The following is a 26165-nucleotide window of genomic DNA, read 5'->3' on the forward strand; positions in this document are numbered from 1 at the left end:
GGGTATTTTAATGGCAAAAAAGACCACGGATCAACCAATGTTTGATCAAAAAGCATACAACAAAACGGTGCGCGCTTTGATTAAAAACAACAAGAAGGTTGGGCACATCACGTACGATGACCTGGCTGACAAGGTCGCAACACCTTACACGTTGGATGCTAAGCAGATGGACAAGTTACTTGAAACGATCTCCGATTCTGGGATCAGTGTGGTTGATGCTAAGGGTGAGCCAGACCCACGGGCCGTCAAAGCCCAAAAGGCCGTTTCTAAGAAGGAATTAAAGGATGCCGGCACAACGACCGGGGTTAAGATCAACGACCCTGTTCGGATGTACCTGAAGGAAATCGGTCGGGTCAACCTGTTAACGGCTGACCAAGAAGTTGCCTTAGCCTTACGGATCGAAAAGGGCGAAGAAGAAGCCAAGCAAGAGCTGGCTGAAGCCAACTTGCGGTTGGTGGTTTCCATCGCTAAGCGTTACGTGGGTCGGGGGATGCAATTCCTGGACTTGATTCAAGAAGGGAACATGGGTCTGATGAAGGCCGTCGAAAAGTTCGACTACCGTAAAGGGTTCAAGTTCTCCACGTACGCCACTTGGTGGATTCGTCAGGCCATCACACGGGCAATCGCTGACCAAGCACGGACCATTCGGATTCCTGTGCACATGGTTGAAACGATCAACAAGTTGATCCGAATTCAACGGCAACTCCTCCAAGACTTAGGGCGGGAACCAACGCCAGAAGAAATTGGGGCTGAAATGGACATGCCAACGGAAAAGGTTCGTGAGATCTTAAAGATCGCGCAAGAACCCGTTTCCTTGGAAACGCCTATTGGTGAAGAAGATGACTCTCACTTAGGTGACTTCATCGAAGACCAAGATGCCACGAGTCCTGCCGATCACGCCGCTTACGAACTTCTGAAGGAACAGTTGGAAAGTGTCTTGGACACGCTGACTGACCGGGAAGAAAACGTGCTGCGGTTACGGTTCGGGTTAGACGATGGCCGGACGCGGACTTTGGAAGAAGTCGGCAAGGTCTTCGGGGTTACCCGTGAACGGATTCGTCAGATCGAAGCCAAGGCCTTACGGAAGTTGCGCCACCCATCACGGAGCAAGCAACTGAAGGATTTCTTGGAATAATTTAACGTTACTACAACGAGGGTCCCTCAGGGCTTCGGACAGATTGTCTGAAGCTCTTGGGGGCTTTTTTTGTTTTTTGTCAACTAGTGTTGATGGAGGAGCTTTGAGAGAGTCAATTCATTTTCGAATTGGGCCTCTTTTGGGTAATGTGATTTTGAGGCTATCTTAGATGTGGTGACAAAAGGTAATATGGATATGATGCAAGATTAAACTAGTGTTCGATTGTACTGGCGATTAACTTCCCGCATACTTGGGAAATATATGTACAGTATGGGGGTGACTTTTGGAAAATTATTTAGATGTTGTTACGTGGTATCACGGGACTGTGAGTACTTTTTACGAAGGAATTCAGACAATTGATATTCAAAAATCCTTTAGTAATAAGGATTTTGGTCGTGGCTTTTATTTGACGCCAAATTACAATCAGGCATTAAAATGGGCTAAACGGAAGGCAAGCATTGTTAATCGAAAAGGTAATCAGAAGTACGTCGGTGCCCTTGTAGCGTCGTTTTATATAGATTTTCGACGGCCCACAGGATTCAAAATTTTGAATTTTGGGCACGAGTTTAATAGATCTTATTTAGATTTTGTTGTCAGTAATCGTTTAGGATTGCGCAGTGTTTGTTCACCTGATGTTGTTTATGGTCTCATCGCGGATGGTACTAACTTAAGCGCGAATTTGCGAGATTATTCGCGTGAGCAAATCAGTTTTATTGAAGCTGAACGCCAAATAAGGTATAGTTCGGATACAGTACAGCTCTGTATTCGCAGTCAAAGGTTTGCGAATGAACGGGTAGCTTTTCTTAAAAGTAAGGTGGTTCCAGTATGAAAAACGTACTAACGATAAGACAAGACCTACAGCAGCAAATAGAGGCTCGGTTACGTACCTATAATTATAGCGACTCAGAAATTGCGGAATTGTTAGTGACTTATCATGCTAGCATTCTTGAGTGGCAACAGGACTACTTCGTAACCGGAACTCACATATCACCGGAAAACATGGCTGATGATATTGTATTCTCGGAAAGATTGTAGCTAATTATTAGGAATAAGCTCTATGTTCTAAATAAAGGTTCTATGATATTTGGTGTTGATGGATTTCTCTACCAACACCAAATATCATAGAACCCTTTTTTGATTGGTGGGAAACGTGCTTGCAAAGCAGACTGATAGAAATTTGTCACAAGAGGCACGATTGAAAGTTCCATCAGCAAAATTCATAATTTTGTCGAAAAAACGGTGAATTGACGTTCAAAGTGAGAATTTACATTTTAAAACGATATTTTGAAAGCGTCTTGAAATATAGCTGGAAGCCATGAAAAATTGAACGAATTAATAATCATTTAGATAAGTTAATCCTCACCGTTCGAGTGGCCCACCACTACTCATAAATTAGCGAATAAAAGTAGTTTCCATCGGCACTCATTTATAGTATAGTGTCATCAGATGATTGAAACCGTTTACAGTAGAGACTTATTATTATGAGGTTAATTTATTGGGTCAAAAGCCTTGAAAAAACTTTTAAAGGGGATATAATGTATCTCGTTTAAAAGTTAAGAGAGATAAGGGAAAGGGGGCACATTTGTGAAGGCAAAGCCAAGTTTAGAGCAGGCCTTGTGCATCGTTGCTTTACTGGGAATTCAGGACCGAAAGATACCTTTACATAGTCGTCTGGTGGCGGAAAGGTTAGAAATTTCGACCAGCTATTTGAAAAAAATCGTGCAAAAATTGGCGGTTGCGAAGATTGTTAAAACGGTTTCGGGTCGTGACGGTGGCATTGTTTTGATGAAAGATCCCGTGAAAATTACCCTGTTGGATGTTTTCAATGCGATTGAGGGAACTGAGCCGCTCGTTCAAGGAACGGGGTTGGTTTCCAAAGTATTCGGTTTGGATCAGAAGGCAGCTTTCATGGAAACGTATCAACTTGAAGATTTCAAAGATACCCGGCCGGTCGCCAACGTCCTGGCCGTGTTCGCCCAAGCTGAGGAGAAATTCCGGCAACAACTCGCGACACTATCCATCGGTGATGTCTTACCGACCACTGCGGACCAACCCCTCCAACTGGATTGGACCAAGTGGCTCACGCGTTAAGCAGTAGAATAGAAGATTCATAAAATTTGAGTAATCGTGTTGGGCCGTTTTTTTGCCGCAACACTTAAAAATATTTCAATCGTCAAGGAGGTTTCACCGTGCGCTGGATGAATAAGCACTACATCTGGAACGTCATCGGGTGGCTGGTCATCGTGATCTTAGCCATCGTGACGATTCCAAACATGAGTAAATTGGTGGCGGATAAGGGACAGATCACCGTTCCTAACAGTTACCAAAGTACGCGAGCAACTAAAATGCAAGATCAATGGGGCCGCTCACAACGCGGTACCACGGCGGTCGTCGTCGTTTTTAACAATGGCAATGCGAAGCTGACCAGCTCGCAGAATGACCAGATCGACAAGACCATCAACCGAATCAAAAACAATCAAAACAAGTACGAGATTCGGTCGATCACCGCGGCTAGCGACAGTTCGACCGCCGCTTCCCAACTAATCTCAAAGGATAAGAGTACGCAACTCTTACAACTAAATGTGCATAAATCTTCCAGCCATTCGGTCACGCATATTCGTGATCAGATCACCAAGCTGTCGAAGACGAGTGGCGTGAAGACTTATGTGACCGGGGCAGATGTCCTGAATCAAGACTTCTCCGATGCCACGCAGGCTGGGGTGCAGAAGACGGAAATCATTGCCGCCATCTTTATCTTCTTAGTCCTGTGGCTGGTTTTCCGGTCACCAATCACGCCGTTGTTCTCACTTCTAACGGTGGCCGTCTCCGTGATTACCTCCATTTCTGTGGTGGCTAACCTGGTTGACCGTTTCAACTTCCCATTTTCCAACTTTACGGAAGTCTTCATCGTCATCGTGTTATTCGGGATTGGGACCGACTACAACATCCTCCTGTATAACGAGTTTCGAGAACGGCTGGCCAGCGGTAAGGATAGGTACACCGCTACGAAGGAAGCTACTCGGGTCGGTGGCCGAACGGTTCTGTATTCCGGTCTGTCTGTCTTAATCGGGATGAGTGTGTTGGGCTTTGCCAACTTCTCACTGTACCGTTCAGCGGTCGGCATCGCCGTTGGGGTCGTGGTCTTACTGGCCGTGCTTCTGACACTGAACCCATTCTTTATGGCCATCTGTGGACCTCATATGTTCTGGCCAATCAAGAAGTTTCAGGGTGAAGGTGACAGTCGCCTCTGGCACGGGATGGCTAAGCACGCCATGATCCGTCCAGTGATTACACTGATCGTGACGGGGATCGTGTTTATCCCACTCGCCCTGACCTCACATGGGGCGTTGAACTACGATAACTTGGTGGAAATTGGTGATAACGTGCCGGCCAAGCAAGGATTCAAGGTCGTGCAAAAGCACTTCTCCGAGGGAACCGCGGAACCAACCACGATTTATATTCAGAGCAAGAACAAGATGGATAATGAAAAGACGTTACTGATCGTTGACCGCTTGACCAAGCAGTTGCAACAGACCGACGGCGTTAAGACGGTCGCTTCTGTCACCCAACCGGGTGGGAAGGCCATCAAGAAGTTATACGTCCGTAATCAAATGAGCTCAGTCACGACCGGGTTGGCCAAGGCCCAAAAGGGTGTCAATACGGTCAACAAGGGATTGAAGTCCGCCAACAGCTCACTGAGTAAGCAAAACGTGAATGGTGCAGTGAAGGATGCTGACAAATTGGCCACTGGAGCTAAACAAGTCAGCACCGGGACGACGCAGTTGCAGAGCGCCATTTCCCAAGTCTCTACCGGGGTCAACTCTCTGAATAGTCAAGTTTCCTCCGCTTCTGGGGGTAAACAGGCGGCCCAGTTGGCGCAGTTAGAAGCAGCGTTACCGCAGTTGAACGCCGCCATTCAGCAGTTGAACTCACAAGTTTCCGCTAGTTCAACCAGTACCAGCGGTGTCACAACATCACTGACGACAATCAAGACTAGCACGCAAGACATTGCCTCACAATTGGCTAAATTGCAGAGTGCCACCTCTAATTTGCCAAGCATGAGTGCTAGCACGGTCGCTGCGGCTTTCAGTGCGCAGGGTGTTCCGTTGTCTGCCGCTCAGAAGACGGTCTTGGCCGGCATCTTGCAGAAGCAAAGCGCCGCGCAGAGTGAATTAAAGAGCACATTGAGCACGTCCTTGACGCAAATCGGGGGCGATGCCAAGTCAATTGGGGCTGCCGATCAGACCGTTGCTAGTCAACTGCAATCGTTGCAGAGCTCCACGAGTCAATTACAGGGTGCCGTTGCCGAGTTAGCCCAGAAATCTAACGTCGTTTTGCCTGGGGCAGCAACCGCCTTGCAATCGGCCAGCGCACAGTCCAGCCAGTTAGCCAACGCAACGAGTCAGCTGTCTGGTGCAATGTTTACCATTAATGGTAAGATGCCAGCACTGGTCTCCGGGGCGAACCAAGTCGCTGCCGGGAACCAGACGATGGCTGAGAAATTAGCCGCGATGAGCAAACAATTGACGGCCTTGCGGAAGGGCCTGACCTCAGCCTCCACTGGGTTGACACAAGTCTCCACCGGGGTTGGTTCGGCCAACACCTACCTGAAGGGCCTGCAGAAGTCCGCCGCTTCATCGACCTTCTACATTCCAACTAAGCAGTTACACGGTAGTTCGTTTAAGCCAGCACTGAAGACTTACATGTCGCCCGACCGGAAGATCACCAAGATCACGGTCGTTCTGAATGATGATCCAAGTTCCGCGGCTGCCATGGCGCGGCTGCCGAAGCTGGAAAAGGTCGTTAACGGGGCCTTGGCTGGGACGAGTCTGAAGAATGCCGAAGTGGCATTTGGTGGGAATACGTCGCAGACCAATGACATCAATAACATGGCTTCCAGTGATTTTACGCGAACGGTCATTATCATGTTAGCCGGGCTCTTCATCGCCTTGATGATCGTTACCCGTTCACTGGTACAACCGATCGTGATCGAAGGAATCCTGGTCGTCGCATACTCCGGCGCCTTGACCATTGTTCACTGGTTGGTGGACCCACTACTGGGAACCGATATGTTGACGTGGAACACACCGTTCTTCACGTTTGTCATGCTGATCTCCTTAGGGGTCGATTACTCGATCTTCCTGATGCGGAAGTACCGGGAGTTCCTGCACGAACCGGGGGCTACCAGTACCAAGATGCTCCGGGCCGCTACGGTTATTGGGACAGTCGTTCTCTCCGCAGGGGTCATCCTGAGTGGGACGTTCGCCGCCTTGATTCCATCCGGTGTCATGACGCTGATTCAGATTGCGTTAGCCGTGATTATCGGGATTATCTTGTTGGTCATCTTGCTCCCAATCGTGATGCCAGCCGTTATGAAGATTACCTACCCGTACCCATATTCTAAGATGGCACAGGTACAAAACGAGGAAGATGAGGCGCGAGAGAAGAAGCGTCCCTTCCGGCGTCAAAGAAAATAAGTTGTTTTAAAATGATCCAGAGCACGGCTCGCCAATGTGGTGGGCCGTGCTTTTTTGCTGTGCGTTGGCATTTAGAATGATTACCAGCACGAATGATATACGGGCAAGCTGGTTATCGATTACATGTAAGGATATACTGAGAAACATCGGAGGGGATTTTATGAATAAATTTGTTATCAGTACGGCAATCGCTTTAGGAATCGCGGGCGGCTTTGGTTGGGGAACCACGGCGCACGCGCAGACAAAGTGGACGGCGGGGACGCCCCAGTCACTCAGGGGAACTTGGACGCAGTATCGTGTCCAACACAAGGGCCACGATACGATTGTCTACTGGAACGAGCTGGTGGCGACGAAGAAAACGGTGCTGATCGAGACCGAATTCGGTAGTCAGGCCTACGGAGGAAAGCGTGTTGGGTATCGCTTGAGTCATGGTATCTATCGTCTGCGAGATTATGACAGCAGCGAGAAAGTCTGGGACTATACCAAGATCACACGAAGCGGCCAGAAGATGACGTTACAGGAATATGGTCGGCGGCACGTTGGCAAGCCCTTCAAGCATGTATCCGGACAGGTCGCGCACTTGACCCATAACGCGAAACTGAATCGGGAAGCATTAAACTCTAAATCATAAGTGATTTTGGGCGTCGGCTGGTCCGGCGCCTTTTTGTGTAGCATATGGCATATTTAAAATTAGCCCTATACTAGTACTAATGTAAAACCTGAGAAATTTGTCTCATCTCTTTGGGAAATAAGACAAAAATTCGTTTTAATACTGAATTTGTTCTGACTAGTAACAAGTAGCGTTTTGGCAGTCGAAACTAATCTAGCAACGGGGATTTGTCAACGCTACTTCCAAGCATTTGCACCGCACGCATTTTCACGCTATCCAAGACGGACGGACTAGCTTATACTTAGAGTAATCAGGAAGTTAGAAAGGAAGATTTGACGAATGGATGCAGACCATTTATCGGTGCGCCTTGCCACCGTTGCCGACTACGTTCCCATGGGGAGCCGGTTGGCTGATATTGGGACCGACCACGCGTACCTGCCAGTCAATTTAGCTAAGCGTGGCAAGATTGCCGGCGGTGTGGCTGGTGAGGTCGTTAAGGGCCCGTTTGAAAATGCCCAACATGAAATTAACAAAGAGGGCCTGTCCGACCGGATTACGGCACGACTAGCCAACGGTCTTCAGGCGATTGAAGCTGATGACCACATTGATACCGTGGCGATTGCGGGGATGGGGGGCACGCTCATCGCCCAGATTCTCACGCAGGACTTCGATCGCCTTGCAGGCGTTAACCGCCTGGTCTTACAGCCCAATGTGGGTGAAAAGAACGTCCGCCAATTTTTAATGACCCACGGGTTCCAACTGGTTACGGAAAAAATTGTGACCGAAGACGGCCATGATTATGAGATTCTGGTGGCCGACAGAGCGGATGACCCTCAGCAGTACAATGCGGAAGAATTACGCTTTGGACCGTATCTGCTGGCAGAACACAACGCCATCTTCATGGCCAAATGGCGGCGTGAGTTGGCTCGGACCAAGCAGGTCTTGGCGCAGGTACAGTCGGCCAAGGAAGTTCCCGCGGCGAAGGTAGCGGAGCTGACAGCTGAGATCAAGGAGATTGAGGAGGTCTTGCAACGTGTTGGTGCGTGAGTTAGTTGAACGGTTCGAGCAGTTCGCCCCGAAGACGTGGGCGGAACCCGGTGACCCGGTTGGATTGCAACTGGGGAGTTTGGATGCTGAGGTGCACAAGGTCATGGTGACCTTAGACGTGCGGCCCGAGGTCGTCGACGAGGCGATTGCGGTCGGTGCCGACTTTATTTTTGCCCATCACCCCATGATGTTTCACCCAGCCAAGAACTTAGATCTGGCGGTGCCCCAGAACCAGATGTATGCAACGTTACTGCAGCATCACATCACAGTCTATGGCGCTCACACCAATCTCGACAGTGCCCCTGGTGGGATGAACGACTGGTTGGCGGCCGCCTTAAATCTTCAGGACGTCGAGGGCCTGGTTCCCAGCAATGGGGTAACCGCGACGCCCGCCATTACCATGGGTCGCATTGGTAATTTACCGACGCCCACGACCGTTCGCCAGTTTGCAGAAGACTGCAAGCACATCTTCAACGTGAAGGGCTTGCGGTTGGTCAGTCACACCCCGGATGCACCCGTCAAGCGGGTCGCCGTTCTCGGTGGCAGTGGCGGTCCGTTCTACCATGCGGCGCTGGCCAAGGGGGCCGATGTCTATGTGACTGGTGACATCTCGTATCATCCCGGCCACGACATGATTGCGGCGGGGCTGAACGTCGTTGATCCCGGCCACCATATCGAGAGTATTTGCAAGCCCCACTTACAGGCGTTGTTTACGCAGTGGGCGGCCGAAAATCAGTGGCCAATCACCGTGGTGGCATCGCAATTAAATACCGACCCCTTCACTTTTATTTAAGCGTGAAAACGGGTACACTAAAAACGTAGTTAATTCATTTGAGGAGTGATTTATTTTGGCAAAGTATGAAAACCTGATTCCCCGGTTCCTGAAGTACGTCAAGATCAACACGCGTTCCAATCCCAACTCTGGCACGATCCCATCAACGCCGCAGCTGACTGAATTCGCTGAAGGCTTGGTGAAGGACCTGAAGGAGATCGGTCTGGACAATGTGCATATCAACAAGCAATGTGCTTATGTATATGCCACCTTACCAGCCAATACGGACAAGCAAGTGAAGAAGATCGGCTTTATTTCTCACTTTGACACTGCCGACTTTAACAGTGAAAACATTAACCCCCAATTCGTGGAAAACTATGATGGCAAGTCCGTCATCAAGTTGGACGATGCTGGCAAGTACACGCTGGATCCAACTGTATTTCCGAACTTGAAGAACTATCAGGGACACACCTTGATCACCACGGACGGCAGTACCTTACTGGGTGCCGATGATAAGTCCGGGGTTGCTGAAATCATGGCTGCCGCAGAATACCTGTTGGCCCACCCTGAAATCAAGCACGGTGAAATCGAAATTGGTTTGGGACCCGATGAAGAAATTGGTTCCGGTGCCGACCACTTTGACGTTGAAGATTTTGGTGCCGATATTGCCTACACGGTCGATGGTGGTCCATTAGGCCAATTGGAATACGAGACCTTTAACGCTGCTGATGCTCAGGTTGAAATTACCGGGACCAACGTGCATCCGGCCGAAGCCAAGGGTGTCATGGTCAATGCTTCGCAAGTGGCAATGGACTTCCACGCAGCTCTACCAGAACACGACCGTCCAGAACATACTGAAGGGCGGGAAGGTTTCTTCCACCTTTACAGCATGAACGGGACCGTTGACAGTGCTCACTTGAGCTACATCATCCGGGACCATGACCGGCAGATTTTCGAAGACCGCAAGAAGCTCTTCCAAGGGGTCGCCGATCAATTGAACAAGGCATACGGTAGTGACCGTGTCCAAGTTACCATCAAGGACCAGTACTACAACATGCGTGAGGTCATCGAGAAGGACATGACGGTCGTTGACTTGGCCAAGGAAGCCTTGGAAGAGTTAAACATCAAGCCACTGATCTTCCCAGTACGTGGGGGGACTGATGGTTCCAAGATCTCTTACTTGGGCTTACCAACGCCTAACTTATTCGCCGGTGGGGAAAACATGCACGGTCGGTTCGAATACGTCTCCGAACAAACCATGGAACAGGCAACCGACGTCGTTATCAAGATTGCCGAACTCGCCGAACAACAGGCTTAAATTAATTAGTCAAAATTGGTCAAATTATTTTGAATTTTGGTCAAAATCAGTTAGAATATGAATGAAAAATGGAGGTTAACCTAAGGGTTGCCTCTTTTTTGAACAGCAGAAGGTTGAATACAGTCGCCTGCGGCTGCCAAGGATTCTGCCTGCTATGGGGACCGCCTGCAGCCGAAGGGCGGGCTTCCGGCTTGGTTTGAAACCTCGCGAGAAGCTTGCGAGTTTCCAAACACATCCCGCGCTATAAGGCCGGGGTGAAACGAACGCCCGGTCTAACAGCGCCGTCATAGCTGGCGCCACCCTTGGCCTCCTCCGGCTGAGATTGTCTTCAACCTTCTGCGAGTTACTTGTCGTCTCTGGCTATGTAATCTGTACTATAATGCGTAGACCACAAAGCGGTCTTTCACCTCGTCTTGAAGCCGCAAAGTTCGTGCGTCTCCAAAACGTCCGATGGCCTAGGCTACCCAAAGACGGTAGCCAACGCCATTGACACGGCTGGCTCCATCCCTGACATCCTACGGCTAAGCTAATTTCAAATGGTGGCAGTTGAGCGACCTGGCGTCTTGTCGAGAAGACCATGACATATATCATTTTAGAATGGGTATTGGTTACTTGATGTATGATTAGCAAAAGTTTGCGGTTCAACGTTGATTTTGATCGGAGAAAACTAGGGGCTAGCAGCGCCGTCATAGCTGGGCGCCACCCTTGGCTTCCTCTGGCTGAGATTGTCTTCAACCTTCTGCGAGGTGTTTGTCGTTTCTGCCTGAGCCAAGTTGCGTAGGAGAAAGCGGCATCGTGAAAATTTATTTCTGACAACTGCTTTAAATCTATGTTAGCCGTGAGGGTGGGGCAAATAGGCTTAGCCGTGGGAATTATCTTAGCGGTTTACCGCTTAGATAATTGGTGACTTTGAAACTCGTTTCTCAGAGGTTCAAAGCAAGCTCGGAGACCGCATCTTGGCTCCGGGCGTCCGCCCACCGCGGACCGGCCTATTTGCCCCGCCCGGTAAGGCGTCATTACCCGCAAATTCATATTATAAAAATTCAAAATTAATTTTAACCGAGGAGGATGCAATCTATGAATCCAGAAAAAATGACTGAAGCACTGACCAGTGCGTTAAGTGAGGCACAACGCATTGCCATGACCCGCAAGCACCAAGCGGTCACGGTGGCGCACCTCTTTAAATATTTGATTCAACCCGGTGAACTGGGTCGCGAGATCTTTGCCAATGCCGGCGTGGACATTGCTGCCATGGACAGTGAACTTGACCGGGAGCTGGATGGCATCAGTACGGTCTCCGGCAGTGGGATTCAGTACGGGCAGGAATTTTCACGTAACCTGACCGACCTGCTACAGAAGGCCGACGCTATCAAGAACAAGTACGGCGATGACTTCTTGGCCATCGATACGGTGTTGATTGCCCTGATGCAACTGGGTGGCGAGAACCTGACGGATTATCTCAAGAGTCAGGGCATCACGGAACAGATGGTTCGCAACGCTGTTGATAAGCTGCGCAGTGGCGAACGCGTGACCTCTAAGAATCAGGAGGACCAGTACAAGGCCCTCGAAAAATACGGAATCGACCTGGTTAAGGCCATGCGCAGTGGCAAGATCGATCCAATCATTGGCCGGGACGATGAAATCTTGTCGGTTATTCGGATTCTGTCACGCAAGACTAAGAATAATCCCGTGTTGATCGGGGAAGCCGGTGTCGGGAAGACCGCTATCGTTGAAGGCTTGGCCCAACGGATTGTTCGTGGGGACGTGCCCGATAATTTGAAGGACAAGACGATCTTCTCCCTAGACATGGGGTCTCTGATTGCCGGAGCCAAGTACCGGGGCGAATTTGAAGAACGACTCAAGGCGGTCTTGAAAGAGGTCACCAAGAGTGACGGTCAGATCATCATGTTTATCGATGAAATTCACAACATTGTGGGTGCTGGCAAGGCTGAAGGTAGTATGGACGCTGGTAACCTGCTGAAACCCATGCTGGCCCGCGGTGAGCTTCACTTGATTGGCGCGACCACGCTCGATGAGTACCGCAAGTATTTGGAACAGGACAAGGCGCTGGCTCGGCGGTTCCAACGGGTCGTGGTCAACGAACCAAGCATTGACGATACCATCACCATCTTACGAGGCTTGCGCGAGCGCTTCGAGATTCACCACGGGGTTAAGATTCACGACAACGCTTTGATTGCGGCCGCCAAACTTTCCGACCGCTATCTGACCGACCGGTTCTTACCCGATAAGGCGATTGACCTAGTCGACGATGCGTCGGCTTCCATCCGCGTGGAAATGAACTCCGCACCAACCGAATTGGATCAGGAACGCCGGCAAATGATGCGGATGCAGGTCGAACAGACGGCGCTGAAGCAGGAAACGGATGCGGCCTCTCAGGCACGGCTCAAGGAACTGACGAAGGAACTGGCCGATATCAAGGAAAAGGTCAACAAGTTGAGTGCCCGCTGGAATCAAGAGAAGACGGCCATTAAGAGTGTCGGTACCAAGAAGACAGAGTTGGACAAGGCTAAACGTGATTTGGAAAACGCCGAGGCACAGTACGATCTGAACAAGGCCGCCGAACTCCAACACGGCACGATTCCCAAGCTGGAACAGGAATTGGCCGACTTGGAAAAACAGAATCAGCAACAGGACTGGTTAGTCTCCGAATCCGTTACGGAAAACGAGATTGCTAGCGTGGTCAGTCGCATGACGGGGATTCCCGTGACGAAGCTGGTCCAGGGCGAACGGGAGAAATTACTGAAGCTCGCCGATCGCCTGCACGACCGAGTCGTGGGTCAAGACCAGGCGGTTTCGGCCGTCGCCGATGCCGTTCTGCGGTCACGAGCCGGCCTGCAAGATCCAACCAAGCCACTCGGGTCCTTCCTGTTTCTAGGGCCAACTGGGGTTGGGAAGACCGAATTGGCCAAGGCCCTTGCCGAGAACTTATTTGATAGTGAAGATCACATGGTCCGCATCGACATGAGTGAGTACATGGAGAAAGAATCCGTGTCCCGGTTGGTCGGGGCGGCCCCGGGGTACGTCGGTTACGAGGAAGGCGGTCAGCTGACCGAAGCCGTGCGGCGTAATCCATATACCATCGTGCTCTTCGATGAAGTGGAGAAGGCCCATCCCGATGTCTTTAACCTGTTACTGCAGGTCTTAGACGATGGCCGGTTGACCGATAGCCAAGGCCGGACCGTTGATTTCAAGAATACGATCTTGATCATGACGTCTAACCTGGGCTCCGACCTGTTATTGCAGGGAACCGATGATCAGGGACACATCACGACCACGGCCCAGGAGCAGGTGGCTAAGTTGCTTCAAGCCCACTTCCGCCCAGAATTCCTGAACCGGATCGACGACACCATCATGTTTACGCCGCTGACGTTGGCTGACGTTCAACAGATCGTGGTTAAATTGGTGGGACATCTCGCCGATCGCTTGCACGAACAACAGCTGGATCTCACGATTACGCCCGCTGCGCAGGCCTGGATCGCCCAGAAGGGTTACTTGCCGGCATACGGTGCTCGGCCACTGCAACGCTTCATCACGACCCACGTGGAAACGCCGTTGGCACGGCAGTTGATTGCCGGTGACATCCCGGTCAACAGCCTGATTACCATTGATGTGGTGGATGACCAATTAGCCTTTACGCACGAGCTGCAAGCAAAGACGATTCCAGCAACGGATTAATTGCGGGTTAATAGTGAATTGAATAAAAAATGAGTCGATGACTGTACTGTCACGGTGCTTTGAGCGTCGTAGCAGTGCAGTTTTTTAGTGATTTGACAGCAGCATCCTAACGACCAGTTACGTTTGATTACTAGGTGTTCTCGAGTATGCCGGTAAGCGACTAAAATGGCCAGAGAACATTTGTTCGTCCTACGAATATTTGGCACTTTTTCTGGTATAATAGCGATAAAGATAATGTTGAGAGGAGTGGATAGGATGTTTGTCCCGTTACAGGTCATGAGTACCTACAGCTTGTTACAGAGCACCAACCGCATCCCCGACCTGGTGCAGGCGGCCAAGGACCGCGGTTATACCGCGTTAGCTCTGACCGATAAGAATGTCATGTATGGGGTCGTGGCCTTCTACAACGCCTGTCGTGCGGCGGAGATCAAGCCAATCTTGGGACTGACGTTAACCACCCAAGCGATTGGGGAGCCGACTCAGCCGAGTGAGCTGGTCTTCTTGGCCAAGGACTTTACCGGCTACCAGCAGCTTATGCAGCTATCCACGGCTTATCAGGTAGCCGGAGCACCGGTCGATCTTAGCCAGCAGACGGCTAATCTGACCCATCTCAGTGTGATCGTGCCATTGCATAGCGAGGTGGGCCAGCTGCTGGAAATTGGGGATGTCGCGGCGGCAACCGAGACGGTTCAGCAGCTACAGACGTGGGCCCCAGCTAACGTTGCCGTGGGGATCAGTCCGGACCTGGATGCGACCACCCAGCAACAGCTACGAGAGGTACAGACGGCTACGCAGGTGCCACTCGTTGGTCTTGCACCGGTAGAGTACCTGAATCGCGAGGACCACTTTGCCGTGACGGTTCTGCGTGCAATCGGGGCGGGTGAAGTCATTGAAGACTTGCCGGCTGCCCAGGAGACCATGGGGACCCACTGGTTACGGCCAGCCGCCGAGGAGACGGAACGATTTGCCCACGCTGGGTTGACGGATGTCATCGCGGCGACAGAAAAGGTGGCCGCAGCGTGTGAGGTGACGCTGAAATTTCAGCAGCCGCAACTCCCGCAATTTCCCACACCTGACCAACAGGATTCCCAAAGTTACCTGCGTCAGCTGTGCCAGGAGGGGTTTCAGCGTCGCTTAACGGCCAATGGTATCGTGGATGGCCAGCCCTACCAGCAGCGCTTAGAGCGTGAACTAGGGACTATTCATCGGATGGGCTTTGACGACTACTTTCTGATTGTCTGGGATGTCATGAACTTCGCCCACCGCGCCCACATCCAAACGGGACCGGGGCGGGGGTCAGCGGCCGGTTCATTGGTCGCCTACGTCTTGGCGATTACTGAGGTCGATCCGTTGGCCTATAACCTGTTGTTTGAACGCTTCTTGAATGAAGAGCGGGCCCAGATGCCCGATATTGACCTGGATATTCCGGATGATAAGCGAGAACAGGTTCTGCAGTATGTGCATGACAAGTACGGGCATTCTCGAGTCGGTCAGATCATCACCTTTGGGACGTTGGCCACTAAGGCCGCTCTCCGGGATGTCGGTCGGGCCTTGGGGATGGCGCCGTATCAGATGAGCGATTGGAGTGCGGCAATTCCTAACCAGTTGCATATTACGTTGGCGGCGTCCTACAAGCAGTCCCAAAAGCTCCGCAATCTGGTCGCTGATAGTCCGAAGAATAAATTGCTTTATGAGACCGCCTGCAAGTTGGAAGGGTTACCTCGTAACTATTCGACCCACGCGGCCGGAATCGTGTTGAGCCAGGGGCCGTTGACGGATCTCGTCCCCCTGCAGCCGGGGGCGGGTAGCCTACTTATGACGCAGTACCCCAAGGATACGGTTGAGGCGGTCGGACTGTTGAAGATGGACTTTCTGGGCCTCCGTAACCTGAGCATTCTCGCCAATGCTTTGGCGTTGGTCAGAAAGCAGACGGGCCAAGTCCTGGATATCAACGCGATTGACCTCAACGACGCGGCGACCCTCAAGCTCTTTGCGCAGGGGGAAACCAACGGGGTCTTCCAGTTCGAATCCTCCGGGATCAAGCGAGTTCTGCGGCAATTAAAACCCGATAGTTTTGAACTGGTTGCGGCGGTCAACGCCCTGTACCGGCCGGGGCCCATGGAAAACATCGATACCTTTATCAAGCGTAAGGATGGGCAGGAGCAGGTGACCTATGCGGCCGATGCCCTCAAGCCCATTCTGGGGCCGACCTATGGGGTTCTGGTCTACCAAGAACAGGTCATGCAAGTGGCCAGCACCATGGGGGGCTTTACGCTGGGTGAAGCCGATCTGTTGCGGCGGGCCATGAGTAAAAAGAAGAAGCAGACTATGGACGCCATGCAGAAGAAATTCGTTAGCGGGGCCCAACAACTGGGGTACGCTGTCGAGACGGCCCAACAGGTCTTTGCTTACATGGACCGGTTCGCCAACTATGGGTTCAACCGCTCCCATGCGGTCGCTTACAGTAAGTTGGCCTTTCAGTTGGCTTACCTGAAGGCCCATTATCCGGGACCATTCTACGCGGCCTTGCTGAATTCGGTGATTAATGTACCGGAGAAGACCAAGCTCTACCTGACCGAGGCCAAGCGCCACGGGGTCACAATTTTGCCGCCGGATATTAATCAGTCGTCAGCGTACTTTAATCTGCGTGGTTCGGCCATTATCTTTGGGCTGAGTTCAATCAAGGGCGTGCGCCGAGACTTTCTGCGAGAATTGCTGGCCGACCGTCGTGAGAATGGACCGTATCACGACCTGCACCAGTTCCTTCAGCGAATTGCGGATAAGTACCGGAAAGCTGACCTCCTCAATGCTTTGGTCTATGCTGGGGCCTTTGACAACTTCGGCTATAATCGCGCGGAACTGATTGCGGCGTTACCGGAATTTCTCAGCAGTGTCGAACTGTCTGGTGGTAACGTTGAACTCTTTGCAGCGTTAGCACCTAAGGTCGACCACCGGCCTGATTTGGATCTGATGACCAAGTTGACCCAGGAGGAAGCCGTACTCGGGGCCTACCTGTCGGGTCATCCGGTGGAACAGTACCGGCCACTAGCCCAACGACTGCATGCCGTGACCATCAGTGATTTGGCGGAGAATAACCGGGTCACCGTCGTTGTTTACGTTACGCGGATTCGAACGATTCGGACGAAGCGCGGTGAGCCGATGGCCTTTGTTACCGGGAGCGATGAGACCGCTGACGTCAGTATTACCATTTTCCCCAACCAGTATCGTATGGCGAGTGAGTGGTTGAAAACGGACCAAGTCATTGTCGTTCGGGGGAAGGTCGAACAGCAGCGGGGCTTACAAATCGTGGCTGATCGACTGGACCTGGCCGAAAACTTACAGCCGGCCGATGCCCAGCAGGTTAAGCAGGGGGCCCGTTGGTTCATTCGAGTCGATGCGGATCATGATCAGCGGCCCGTTGCTCAGCAACTCGCCCGATTCTTAACGGCGAATGTGGGACCGGTACCGGTGATCGTCTATCAGCCTCAAACCGACCAAAAACGCTTGTTGCCGAAGACGCAGTGGTTACGGGCAGATAGCGCCCTAAAGGCGGCATTGGAGCGCCTGATGGGAGCTGGCAATGTCGTCTATGAAAATGGATAGACCAATTTAATAAAAAATACCTCTAGACTATTTATATCAAGTTCTGTATTATATATACCAATGAACGAGATATTCTAATCTGGAGGTATTTTTTAATGAAATTAAACGTTAAAGTTTATTCCGATGGGGCCAAATTGGCCGACATGAAGGCTGTCGCTGCGAAGGGACTCGTTGAGGGGTTCACCACGAACCCCAGCCTGATGAAGGCTGCTGGAATCACGGATTACCTGGCCTTCGCCAAGGAAGCTGTTGCGACTTTCCCCGACCAATCAATCAGTTTCGAAGTTTTCGGTAACACGCCGGAACGGATGCTAGCAGAAGCCAAGGTGCTGGCAGCGTTGGGTAAGCACGTGGCTGTTAAGGTGCCCATTATCCGGGCCAGCGGGGATGACAACACGGCCGTGATTACGGCGCTCTCCGACGCTGGGGTACAGGTCAACGTGACCGCCATCACCACGTTACAAGAGGTCAAATTAGCGGTCGATGCATTGAACCCTAAGACTGGCGGCATTGTGTCTGTATTTGCGGGCCGGATTGCCGACACTGGTGTCGACCCAATGCCAATGATGAAGCAGTCAGCGGAGCTCTGCCACGCGAAGGCTAATGTGGAGCTTCTGTGGGCCAGTACGCGTGAATCAATCAACGTGGTTCAAGCCGACGAAACCGGCTGTGACATCATCACCGTGCCACCCAAGATTTTGAATAAGTTAGACAAGTTCGGAAAGGACGCCTTCCAGGTCTCCGTTGATACGGTCAAGACCTTTGACCAAGACATCGCCGAATTAGGCTTCACGATTCCGGTAGAAGTCGGGTAGGCACCGGCTTTCGTCAGTCGCTTTTAGATGATTAAAGTGGCTGAGTAGTTTGGAAAATTTATTAGGAGGAGTTGGCACTGTGCTTTGATGTGAGCACACTGCCAACTTTTTTTGGTTGAACAGAGTGTTTTTACCGCAAAACTGGTCAACATGTCTCCCGTTTTTGAACGTTCCCCAATAAATCGAAAATTATTTCTTTGATAACAAATTGGTTATAAAACGACGCAATTTCTGTGGGTTTTCAGCGCCGACGGGTAGGGGAAAACGCTTACTTTGAGAAATTGTGTACAAAGTGTCGAAAAATCGATAAACATAGCAGACATTAATTTTCAAAAGTGATAGAATAATTTTGGAATCAAATTTGAGCCGAAACTTTTGGCATGCCAATTTTTAACGAGATTGGTGAACCAGTTCGGCCAATTCTAAAGGAGAGATTTTTCTAATGAAGAAAACCAAGATCGTAAGTACCCTTGGTCCTGCAAGTACTGACGTTGATACGATTGTTAAATTAATCGAATCTGGCGCCAACATCTTCCGGTTCAACTTTTCACACGGTGACCATGAAGAACATTTAGACCGTTTGGAAAAGGTCCACAAGGCTGAAAAGATTACTGGTAAGACCGTTGGTATCATGTTAGATACTAAGGGTGCCGAAATTCGGACGACTGTTGAAAAGGGTGGCAAGCTTGACTTCCATACCGACGACGAATTCCGGATCTCCATGGATGACTCACTCGAAGGTACCAAGGAAAAGATTGCTGTTACTTACCCTGGCTTGTTCGACGATGTCCACGAAGGCGGCCACGTCTTATTCGATGATGGTTTATTAGATACTGTCGTTGAAAAGAAGGATGACGCAACTAAGGAATTAGTTGTTAAAGTTCAAAACGATGGTGTCTTAGGTTCCCGTAAGGGTGTTAACGCTCCTGGCGTTTCCATCAACTTACCAGGGATCACTGAAAAGGACTCCGACGATATTCGTTTTGGTTTGGACCACGAAATCAACTTCATCGCTGCTTCATTCGTTCGTAAGCCACAAGATGTCATGGACATCCGTGAACTCCTCGAAGAAAAGCACATGGAACACGTTCAAATCTTCCCTAAGATCGAATCCCAAGAAGGTATCAACAACTTTGATGACATCATCAAGGTTTCCGATGGTTTGATGGTCGCTCGTGGTGACATGGGTGTCGAAATTCCTACGGAAAACGTGCCTTTGGTACAAAAAGCTTTGATCAAGAAGTGTAACATCTTAGGCAAGCCAGTTATTACTGCTACCCAAATGTTAGACTCCATGCAAGAAAACCCACGTCCTACGCGTGCCGAAGCTTCTGACGTTGCCAACGCCGTCTTTGATGGTACTGATGCAACTATGCTTTCTGGTGAAAGTGCTAACGGTGAATACCCTGTAGAATCCGTTGCAACTATGAACCGGATCGACATCAAGGCTGAAAATGCTTTGGCAGAATTTGGCCGTGACAACTTGGACTTCGATAACGGTGACGTTACCGAATCCATCGGTGCTTCCGTTGCCCGTGTTGCTAACGAATTAGGTGTTAAGACCATCGTTGCTGCTACGGAATCCGGCTACACTGCAAAGATGATTTCTAAGTACCGGCCAAATGCTGATATCTTAGCTGTTACCTTTGACGACCGTACTCGTCGTGGCTTGATGGTTAACTGGGGTGTTTACCCAATCGTTACCGAAAAGCCTGCTAACACTGACGCAATGTTTGATTTAGCTGCTGCCAAGGCCGTTGAAACTGGTTTGGCCAAGGAAGGCGACTTGATCTTAATCACTGCCGGTGTTCCCGTTGGCGAACGCGGCACGACTAACTTGATGAAGATCCAATTGATCGGCTCAAAGTTAGTTCAAGGCCAAGGTGTCGGTGATGACACGGTAATTGGCAAGGCCGTTATCGCAAACTCCGCTGCTGACGCAAACGCAAAGGTTGTTGAAGGTGGTATCTTGATTGCCAAGAACACCGACAAGGACTACTTGCCAGCTATCGAAAAGTCTAGCGCCGTTATCGTTGAAAACGGTGGGTTGACTTCTCACGCAGCTGTTGTTGGGATTTCCATGGGGATTCCTGTTATCGTTGGCGCTACTGGTGCCAGCGAAAAGATCTCCGATGGCGAATTGATCACCGTTGACTCACGTCGCGGTATCGTTTACCACGGTGCTTCCAACGCGCTTTAATACGAGATAAACCTGTTATTAAAAACGGACCCTCTGTCGGGGGTCCGTTTTTTGTGATTTGTGGGGGGAATTAGCCGCTGTGAAGTCTCATAAGTCTGGGATACGAGTTGCCAATTCAGGAAGCATTGCAGGCGATAAGGGGATAGTAGGTGTCATAAGTAAATTTGTAAAGAATAACGCTCGCTAGTTGGACGGTTTCCGTGTAAAATAAAGGTTAGACACTTTTGAACGGTTGACTGGGAAAACCAGTAGAATTGAGGAGATTATGGAAGAACTATTAGGCCGCGTCATCGCGGGAAAAGTTACCGATGAAAATGAAAATGATTACTACGTTCAGATTTCCGGAACGACTTTTCGGCTGGACAAGTCAGAAATCAAGAAACCTTTAAAACTAGGCTCAAACTTCAAAGGGTTTACCTACGAAAATGAAAACCACGAAATGCAAATTACGCGGAATGCACCGCAAGTTCAAGTCGATCACTACGGCTTCGGGACGGTGGTCCGGACGCAACGGACGTTAGGTGTCTTTGTTGATGTTGGTTTGCCTAACAAGGATATTGTCGTTTCCTTGGATGACCTGCCAGACATGATGGAATTGTGGCCTCAACAGGGTGATCGCCTGCTGATTGCTTTGCGTGAGGATGCTAAGCAACGGCTCTGGGGTGTGCTGGCTGACGGTGACATTTACGCCGCCATTGCCCAACCCGCCAAGAAGATTCTGCAAAACTCCAACGTGATTGTTCGTTCCTATCAATTGAAGCTGGTTGGCACGCGGGTAATGACCGACCACTACGAGTTAGGGTTCATTCATCCATCCGAACGGGAACGCGAACCCCGTTTAGGTGAAGAACTCCACGCACGGGTTATCGGGGTCCACGACGATGGAACGTTGAACCTGTCCTTACGTCCACGGACGTACGAGGCCATTGATGACGACTCCGCTATGCTGTTAGCCGCACTGGAACACAGTGAGGACGGTCGTTTGGACTTTAGCGATAAGAGTGACCCAGCCGCTATCAAAGCTTACTTCGGGATTAGCAAAGGCCAATTCAAACGGGCCATTGGCCACCTCTTGAAGGCACGGAAGATTACGCAACACGATGGTCAACTCTGGTTAGTGGCGACCGAAGCCACTGACGCGACTGAGGAGACCCAGGACTAGGAGGCACGCTCATGACCGAATTAGAAGATCAGACGCTGGACTTTGCACACTACCTTACCGTGGAGCAGGGCCTAGCCAAGAATTCGGTGACGAGTTACACTCAAGAACTTCATAACTTTGCGGCGTATCTGACCGAGCAGCACCTCGCAAGCTTCTTAAAGGTCGACCGGCTGACGGTCATGAACTACCTGAGTGCGCTGACGGCCAGTGGAAAATCGCGAAATTCCGTGATTCACGCCGTGTCAGCGCTACGTAAGTTTTACCGTTATCTGGTGCAGACCCATCAGATCACTGACAACCCGATGGCGAACATCGCCGCACCCAAGCACGCGGAACATTTGCCGGCGGTGCTCACGGTGGCTGAGGTCGATCGACTGCTGGCTGCGCCAGATACCGCTAATAAATATGGGCTGCGTGATCGCGCCATTCTCGAAGTGATGTACGCGACTGGGATACGGGTCAGTGAGTTGGTTCATTTGAAGCTGGCCGACCTGCACTTGGAGATGGGGTTGATTCAGACGTTGGGTAAGGGTGATAAGGAACGGATCATTCCCATTGGGGATGTGGCGACCGACTGGATCAACCGGTATCTGGCGCACAGTCAACCGGTCTTGCTGAAACAGCGAACAAGTCCCTATCTCTTTCTCAATGCCCACGGTGGCGGGCTGTCACGACAGGCCATTTGGCAGAAAATCAAGCATTACGTGGCACTGGCTGACATCCACAAGGACGTGACGCCCCACACGTTGCGGCATTCATTTGCTACACATATTTTGGAGAACGGCGCAGATCTGCGGGTGGTTCAGGAGCTTCTGGGACACGCGGATATTACGACAACGCAGATTTATACCCATATTTCCAAGAAGCGATTGGTCTCGGTCTATGATCAGTATCATCCCCGAGCCTAGCGCGGCACCGGATGAGAGTGACTAGGGTCAGAGACGATTGAACGGAGGAAAAGCATGTTACTGAAATATCGGAGTGATTATCAAAAGATCGCCATGGGCTTGCTGAGCTTGATGCCCACCTTTAAGGACTGGGACCGGCTGCAGCACGAGCTGGCTTGGTACCAATCTGGGGATGATCGGACACTCTACTTGTGGAAGGACACTTACGATGACTTCGCCGGTGCTGTGGGGACCCAGGTTCAGGGAAATTACCTGATTGTGCGGTTGATCACATTGATGCCAGATAAGGATGTTATTGAAAATACGTGGCAGTTGCTGGATCAACTGGCCACAACGTTACCAGATAAGCGGCTGATGGGGACCCTCTCCACAGCCAAGACTATTGCAAAATGGGAGTATCACCATGGACAAAGCCACAGCAACCGGGCAACCGCTGATTCAGGTCAGTGATTTTGAGGGCCCACTGGATTTACTGTTACATTTAATTAAAACGAACGAAATGGATATTTACGATATCCGGATTGCAACGATTACCAGTCAGTATCTGGATTACCTGCATCAGATGCAGACGCTGCGGCTCGACATTGCCGGGGAGTATTTTGTGATGGCGGCAAACCTGATGGCTATTAAGGCCAAACTATTATTGCCAAAGCCGCAGACACTGGAGCCCAGTGATGAGGACGACATGGGTGATCCGCGAGAAGACTTGGTCAATCAGCTGCTCGAGTATCAGCGCTATAAGCAAGCGGCACAGGTGCTCAAGGAGCGGGCACAGGAACGCCAGCAACACTTTACCCGTCCCGCCATGGCAGTCCCAGACTCAGTGGCTTTATCGGTAGCTCCGGGCATTGAGCCGGCGGATCTCCAGGCGGCACTGGCCAAGCTGATTCATCGCGCCATGGTGGCCAAGCCGGTCACTCAGAGCATTCAGCAGGAACACTATACGATTAAAGAACAGATGCAGACGGTACTAACGCGCTTGGCGCACAGTAAGGGCCCGGTTAACTTTGAAAAGTTGCTGGGTCAGACCCCGGTGCTCGACGAGATCGTCACGACCTTTCTGGCCGTCTTAGAGCTCGCCCGACAACGTCAGGTTGCCTTGCAACAGGTCAGTCGTTTAGTACCGCTGCAGATTAATTTTTTACGGTTGAAAGGTAGGTATCCCACGGATGTCACCCCTAGCACAGATTGAAAGTTTATTGTTCGTCAGCGGTGACGAAGGCATCACGGTCGCTGATTTAGCAGCGGCCACGGGATTGTTGCGCCCGGCGATTCTAGCCTCGTTGGAACGGTTGGCCCAGAAATATGCGGCTGATCAGGACTCGGCACTAGAATTGATGGTCAACGATACCACCTATCGGCTGGTCACGAAGGAAGCTGCGGGCGACTTGATCAAGCGGTACTTCGAGAATCCTTTGAGTACGAGCCTCTCACCGGCGTCATTGGAAGTCTTGGCGATCATTGCGTACCGCCAACCGATCACGCGAATCGAAGTCGATGAGATTCGTGGGGTTCAGAGCGCCTCCACTGTCCAAAAACTGGTCTTACGTCGGTTGGTCGAAGACGCGGGACGTCTGGACGAACCGGGCCGGCCGAAGCTCTACCGGACCAGTGCCTACTTTCTCGACTACTTTGGCTTAAAACAACTCACCGACTTACCACCGTTACCCGCTGCGGCTAATCCCAGCGAACAGGACGATGGGGATGGCGGTGACTTGTTCTTGCAAGCCTTTAACCAGCAACTGAATCAACCAGGAGAATCAGGAGATGAAACGTAAATGGAACGACTACAAAAAGTTTTAGCACACGACGGCGTGGCTTCACGACGTCAATCAGAAAAGTTAATCATGAGCGGCCGCGTCAGGGTCAATGGCAGCGTTGTGACGGAGTTGGGAACCAAGGTCGGCGTCCACGATAAGATCCTCGTGGATGGCGTCCCGATTACCACCGAAGCCCCCGCCTACGTGATGCTGTATAAGCCACGGGGCGTGATTTCAACGTCTAACGACGAAAAAGGGCGTAAGACGGTGGTCAACTTGGTCGAAAACGTCAGCCAACGGGTCTATCCAGTCGGCCGGTTGGACTACGATACCTCGGGACTGATCCTGTTGACCAACGACGGGGAACTCGCCAATCGGTTGACGCATCCCAAATATGAAGTTGAGAAGACTTACGTGGCGCGGGTCACGGGGATTCCAACGAACGATGCGTTGCGTGAATTGCGTCAGGGGATTACGGTCGATGAGATCAAGTACGCCCCAGCCAAGGCTAAGATCATCAGTACCGACGAAAAGAAAAAAATTGCAATTGTCTCGTTAACGATTCACGAAGGCAAGAATCATCAGGTTAAAAAGATGTTGAACGCCATTGGCTGTCCCGTTGAAAAGTTGAAGCGTGAAGAATATGGCTTCTTAACGCTCAAGGGCCTTCAACCCGGCGATGCACGTAATCTGAAGCCGGAGGAAGTCAAAGAACTTCGCCGTTTAACCGGTTTAGCCTGAGACAAATTGTTGACAGGCGTTGGTTCGTTTAGTACATTAAAGGTGTACAAAAAAATTTATGGTTCATCTTCAGGGCAGGGTGTAATTCCCGACCGGCGGTAAAGTCCGCGACCCGCGCGAGCGGTTGATTCGGTGCAACTCCGAAACCGACAGTATAGTCTGGTATGCAGAAGATGAGACGTTGCTTTTTGCGTTGCTTAATTTTGACGTAAACTCCAAGGTCTTGCTCTTCTGTGGCGAGGCCTTTTTTCGTGGGTCGCGTCACTGAGATGACCGCAAGGAGGAATTAGTCTCATGGAAAGTAGTCACAAGGGTTTAAGCGTTCGCGCGATGGTCGAGATGGCGTTATTCGCCGGGGTCTCCTATATCTTGATGTTCGTGTCGATTCCGATCATTCCCATCGTGCCGTACATGAAACTCGATTTAAGCGACCTAGTCGTGCTGATTGGGTTGGGGGTCTTTGGTCCCGCGGGGGCGATTACCATTGCCGCAATTAAGGAGTTATTGTACTTCGTTACGACGGGGCTAGATATCGTCAATTTTATTGGCGTTTTGACGGCGTTCATTGCCGATCTCGCACTGGCGCTGCCGATCAGTGCCGTGTTACGGCGTCACGAGTGGACGGTCAAGCGGCAAGTGGTCGCGGTGATTGTCGGGACGTTGAGTCTCACCATCGTGTTATCACTTGCCAACTGGTGGGTAATTACGCCCCTGTATCTTAAGGTGTGGGGAATGTCGTTGGGCTTACCCGTGAACAAGCTCATCTTATTCGGTGTTATTCCGTTTAACCTGATCAAGGGGATCGTCCTCGGGATTCTGTTCATTCTGCTAAATCGACGGATGGCGCCCTGGCTACAGAAGCACACGCTATCATAAATGAATCAATCATGAATTGTCTTGAAATGGAGGGCTGGCATACTG

The 26165-nt window shown here is 50.9% G+C and carries 20 protein-coding genes and 1 riboswitch; all 20 genes read left to right on the top strand.

All coding sequences use genetic code 11. The features are described from left to right. Positions 1-4: 4 nt before the first annotated feature. Positions 5-1135: an RNA polymerase sigma factor RpoD gene (gene rpoD / locus ACEPSU_RS06600; protein ID WP_373879000.1), complete on the top strand. Its 1131-nt coding sequence runs from the start codon at positions 5-7 to the stop codon at positions 1133-1135. A 283-nt stretch (positions 1136-1418) separates the two neighbouring features. Beyond that, positions 1419-1964 (top strand): DUF3990 domain-containing protein, encoded by a 546-nt coding sequence (locus ACEPSU_RS06605; protein WP_395323296.1) that lies wholly within the window; start codon positions 1419-1421, stop codon positions 1962-1964. Next, on the top strand, positions 1961-2170 hold the full coding sequence (locus ACEPSU_RS06610; RefSeq protein ID WP_395320736.1) for a hypothetical protein: 210 nt from the start codon (positions 1961-1963) through the stop codon (positions 2168-2170). The genes ACEPSU_RS06605 and ACEPSU_RS06610 overlap by 4 nt, the downstream gene beginning before the upstream one ends. Before the next feature lie 549 nt (positions 2171-2719). After that, positions 2720-3226: an RrF2 family transcriptional regulator gene (locus ACEPSU_RS06615; protein ID WP_395320738.1), complete on the top strand. Its 507-nt coding sequence runs from the start codon at positions 2720-2722 to the stop codon at positions 3224-3226. Positions 3227-3333: 107 nt separating this feature from the next. Next, positions 3334-6612, top strand: coding sequence for an MMPL family transporter (locus ACEPSU_RS06620; protein ID WP_395323150.1), 3279 nt, complete (start codon positions 3334-3336; stop codon positions 6610-6612). Between the two features lie 160 nt (positions 6613-6772). After that, the gene (locus ACEPSU_RS06625; protein WP_395323297.1) at positions 6773-7243 is read left to right on the top strand and encodes a hypothetical protein; all 471 of its coding nucleotides are present in this window, start codon (positions 6773-6775) and stop codon (positions 7241-7243) included. 318 nt (positions 7244-7561) lie between these two features. Continuing rightward, positions 7562-8269 carry a tRNA (adenine(22)-N(1))-methyltransferase gene (locus ACEPSU_RS06630; RefSeq protein WP_395320741.1) on the top strand — a complete coding sequence of 236 codons (708 nt, stop codon included), beginning with the start codon at positions 7562-7564 and terminating at the stop codon, positions 8267-8269. After that, positions 8256-9062 carry a Nif3-like dinuclear metal center hexameric protein gene (locus ACEPSU_RS06635; protein WP_395323299.1) on the top strand — a complete coding sequence of 269 codons (807 nt, stop codon included), beginning with the start codon at positions 8256-8258 and terminating at the stop codon, positions 9060-9062. Before ACEPSU_RS06630 ends, ACEPSU_RS06635 begins: the two co-directional genes overlap by 14 nt. 55 nt (positions 9063-9117) lie before the next feature. Beyond that, a complete protein-coding gene (gene pepT, locus ACEPSU_RS06640; RefSeq protein ID WP_395320745.1) occupies positions 9118-10359 on the top strand; it encodes a peptidase T in 1242 nt (413 codons plus the stop codon). Positions 10360-11436: 1077 nt separating this feature from the next. Continuing rightward, positions 11437-14055, top strand: coding sequence for an ATP-dependent chaperone ClpB (gene clpB, locus ACEPSU_RS06645; protein WP_395361484.1), 2619 nt, complete (start codon positions 11437-11439; stop codon positions 14053-14055). Positions 14056-14310: 255 nt separating this feature from the next. After that, positions 14311-17658: a DNA polymerase III subunit alpha gene (gene dnaE / locus ACEPSU_RS06650; protein WP_395320748.1), complete on the top strand. Its 3348-nt coding sequence runs from the start codon at positions 14311-14313 to the stop codon at positions 17656-17658. A gap of 95 nt (positions 17659-17753) precedes the next feature. Next, on the top strand, positions 17754-18473 hold the full coding sequence (locus tag ACEPSU_RS06655) for a transaldolase (RefSeq protein WP_020088672.1): 720 nt from the start codon (positions 17754-17756) through the stop codon (positions 18471-18473). A 442-nt stretch (positions 18474-18915) separates the two neighbouring features. Then, complete coding sequence (pyk, locus tag ACEPSU_RS06660; RefSeq protein ID WP_020088671.1) at positions 18916-20673, top strand: pyruvate kinase; 1758 nt, start codon at positions 18916-18918, stop codon at positions 20671-20673. Between the two features lie 265 nt (positions 20674-20938). Continuing rightward, the gene (locus ACEPSU_RS06665; RefSeq protein WP_395320750.1) at positions 20939-21835 is read left to right on the top strand and encodes a S1 RNA-binding domain-containing protein; all 897 of its coding nucleotides are present in this window, start codon (positions 20939-20941) and stop codon (positions 21833-21835) included. A gap of 11 nt (positions 21836-21846) precedes the next feature. Next, the gene (gene xerD, locus ACEPSU_RS06670) at positions 21847-22743 is read left to right on the top strand and encodes a site-specific tyrosine recombinase XerD (RefSeq protein WP_395320752.1); all 897 of its coding nucleotides are present in this window, start codon (positions 21847-21849) and stop codon (positions 22741-22743) included. Between the two features lie 54 nt (positions 22744-22797). Then, positions 22798-23193, top strand: a complete 396-nt coding sequence (locus ACEPSU_RS06675) for an N-acetyltransferase (protein ID WP_395320753.1) — start codon at positions 22798-22800, stop codon at positions 23191-23193. Then, positions 23147-23935, top strand: coding sequence for a segregation and condensation protein A (locus ACEPSU_RS06680; RefSeq protein ID WP_395320754.1), 789 nt, complete (start codon positions 23147-23149; stop codon positions 23933-23935). The genes ACEPSU_RS06675 and ACEPSU_RS06680 overlap by 47 nt, the downstream gene beginning before the upstream one ends. Further along, positions 23913-24521 (top strand): SMC-Scp complex subunit ScpB, encoded by a 609-nt coding sequence (gene scpB / locus ACEPSU_RS06685; protein WP_020088666.1) that lies wholly within the window; start codon positions 23913-23915, stop codon positions 24519-24521. Before ACEPSU_RS06680 ends, scpB begins: the two co-directional genes overlap by 23 nt. After that, complete coding sequence (locus ACEPSU_RS06690; protein ID WP_395361486.1) at positions 24522-25244, top strand: pseudouridine synthase; 723 nt, start codon at positions 24522-24524, stop codon at positions 25242-25244. Between the two features lie 61 nt (positions 25245-25305). Next, positions 25306-25423: riboswitch (FMN riboswitch) on the top strand. A gap of 115 nt (positions 25424-25538) precedes the next feature. Further along, a complete protein-coding gene (locus ACEPSU_RS06695; RefSeq protein ID WP_395320756.1) occupies positions 25539-26120 on the top strand; it encodes an ECF transporter S component in 582 nt (193 codons plus the stop codon). The last annotated feature ends 45 nt before the right edge of the window (positions 26121-26165 follow it).

The organism is Levilactobacillus parabrevis (genome assembly GCF_044051715.1).
Taxonomy (GTDB): domain Bacteria; phylum Bacillota; class Bacilli; order Lactobacillales; family Lactobacillaceae; genus Levilactobacillus; species Levilactobacillus parabrevis.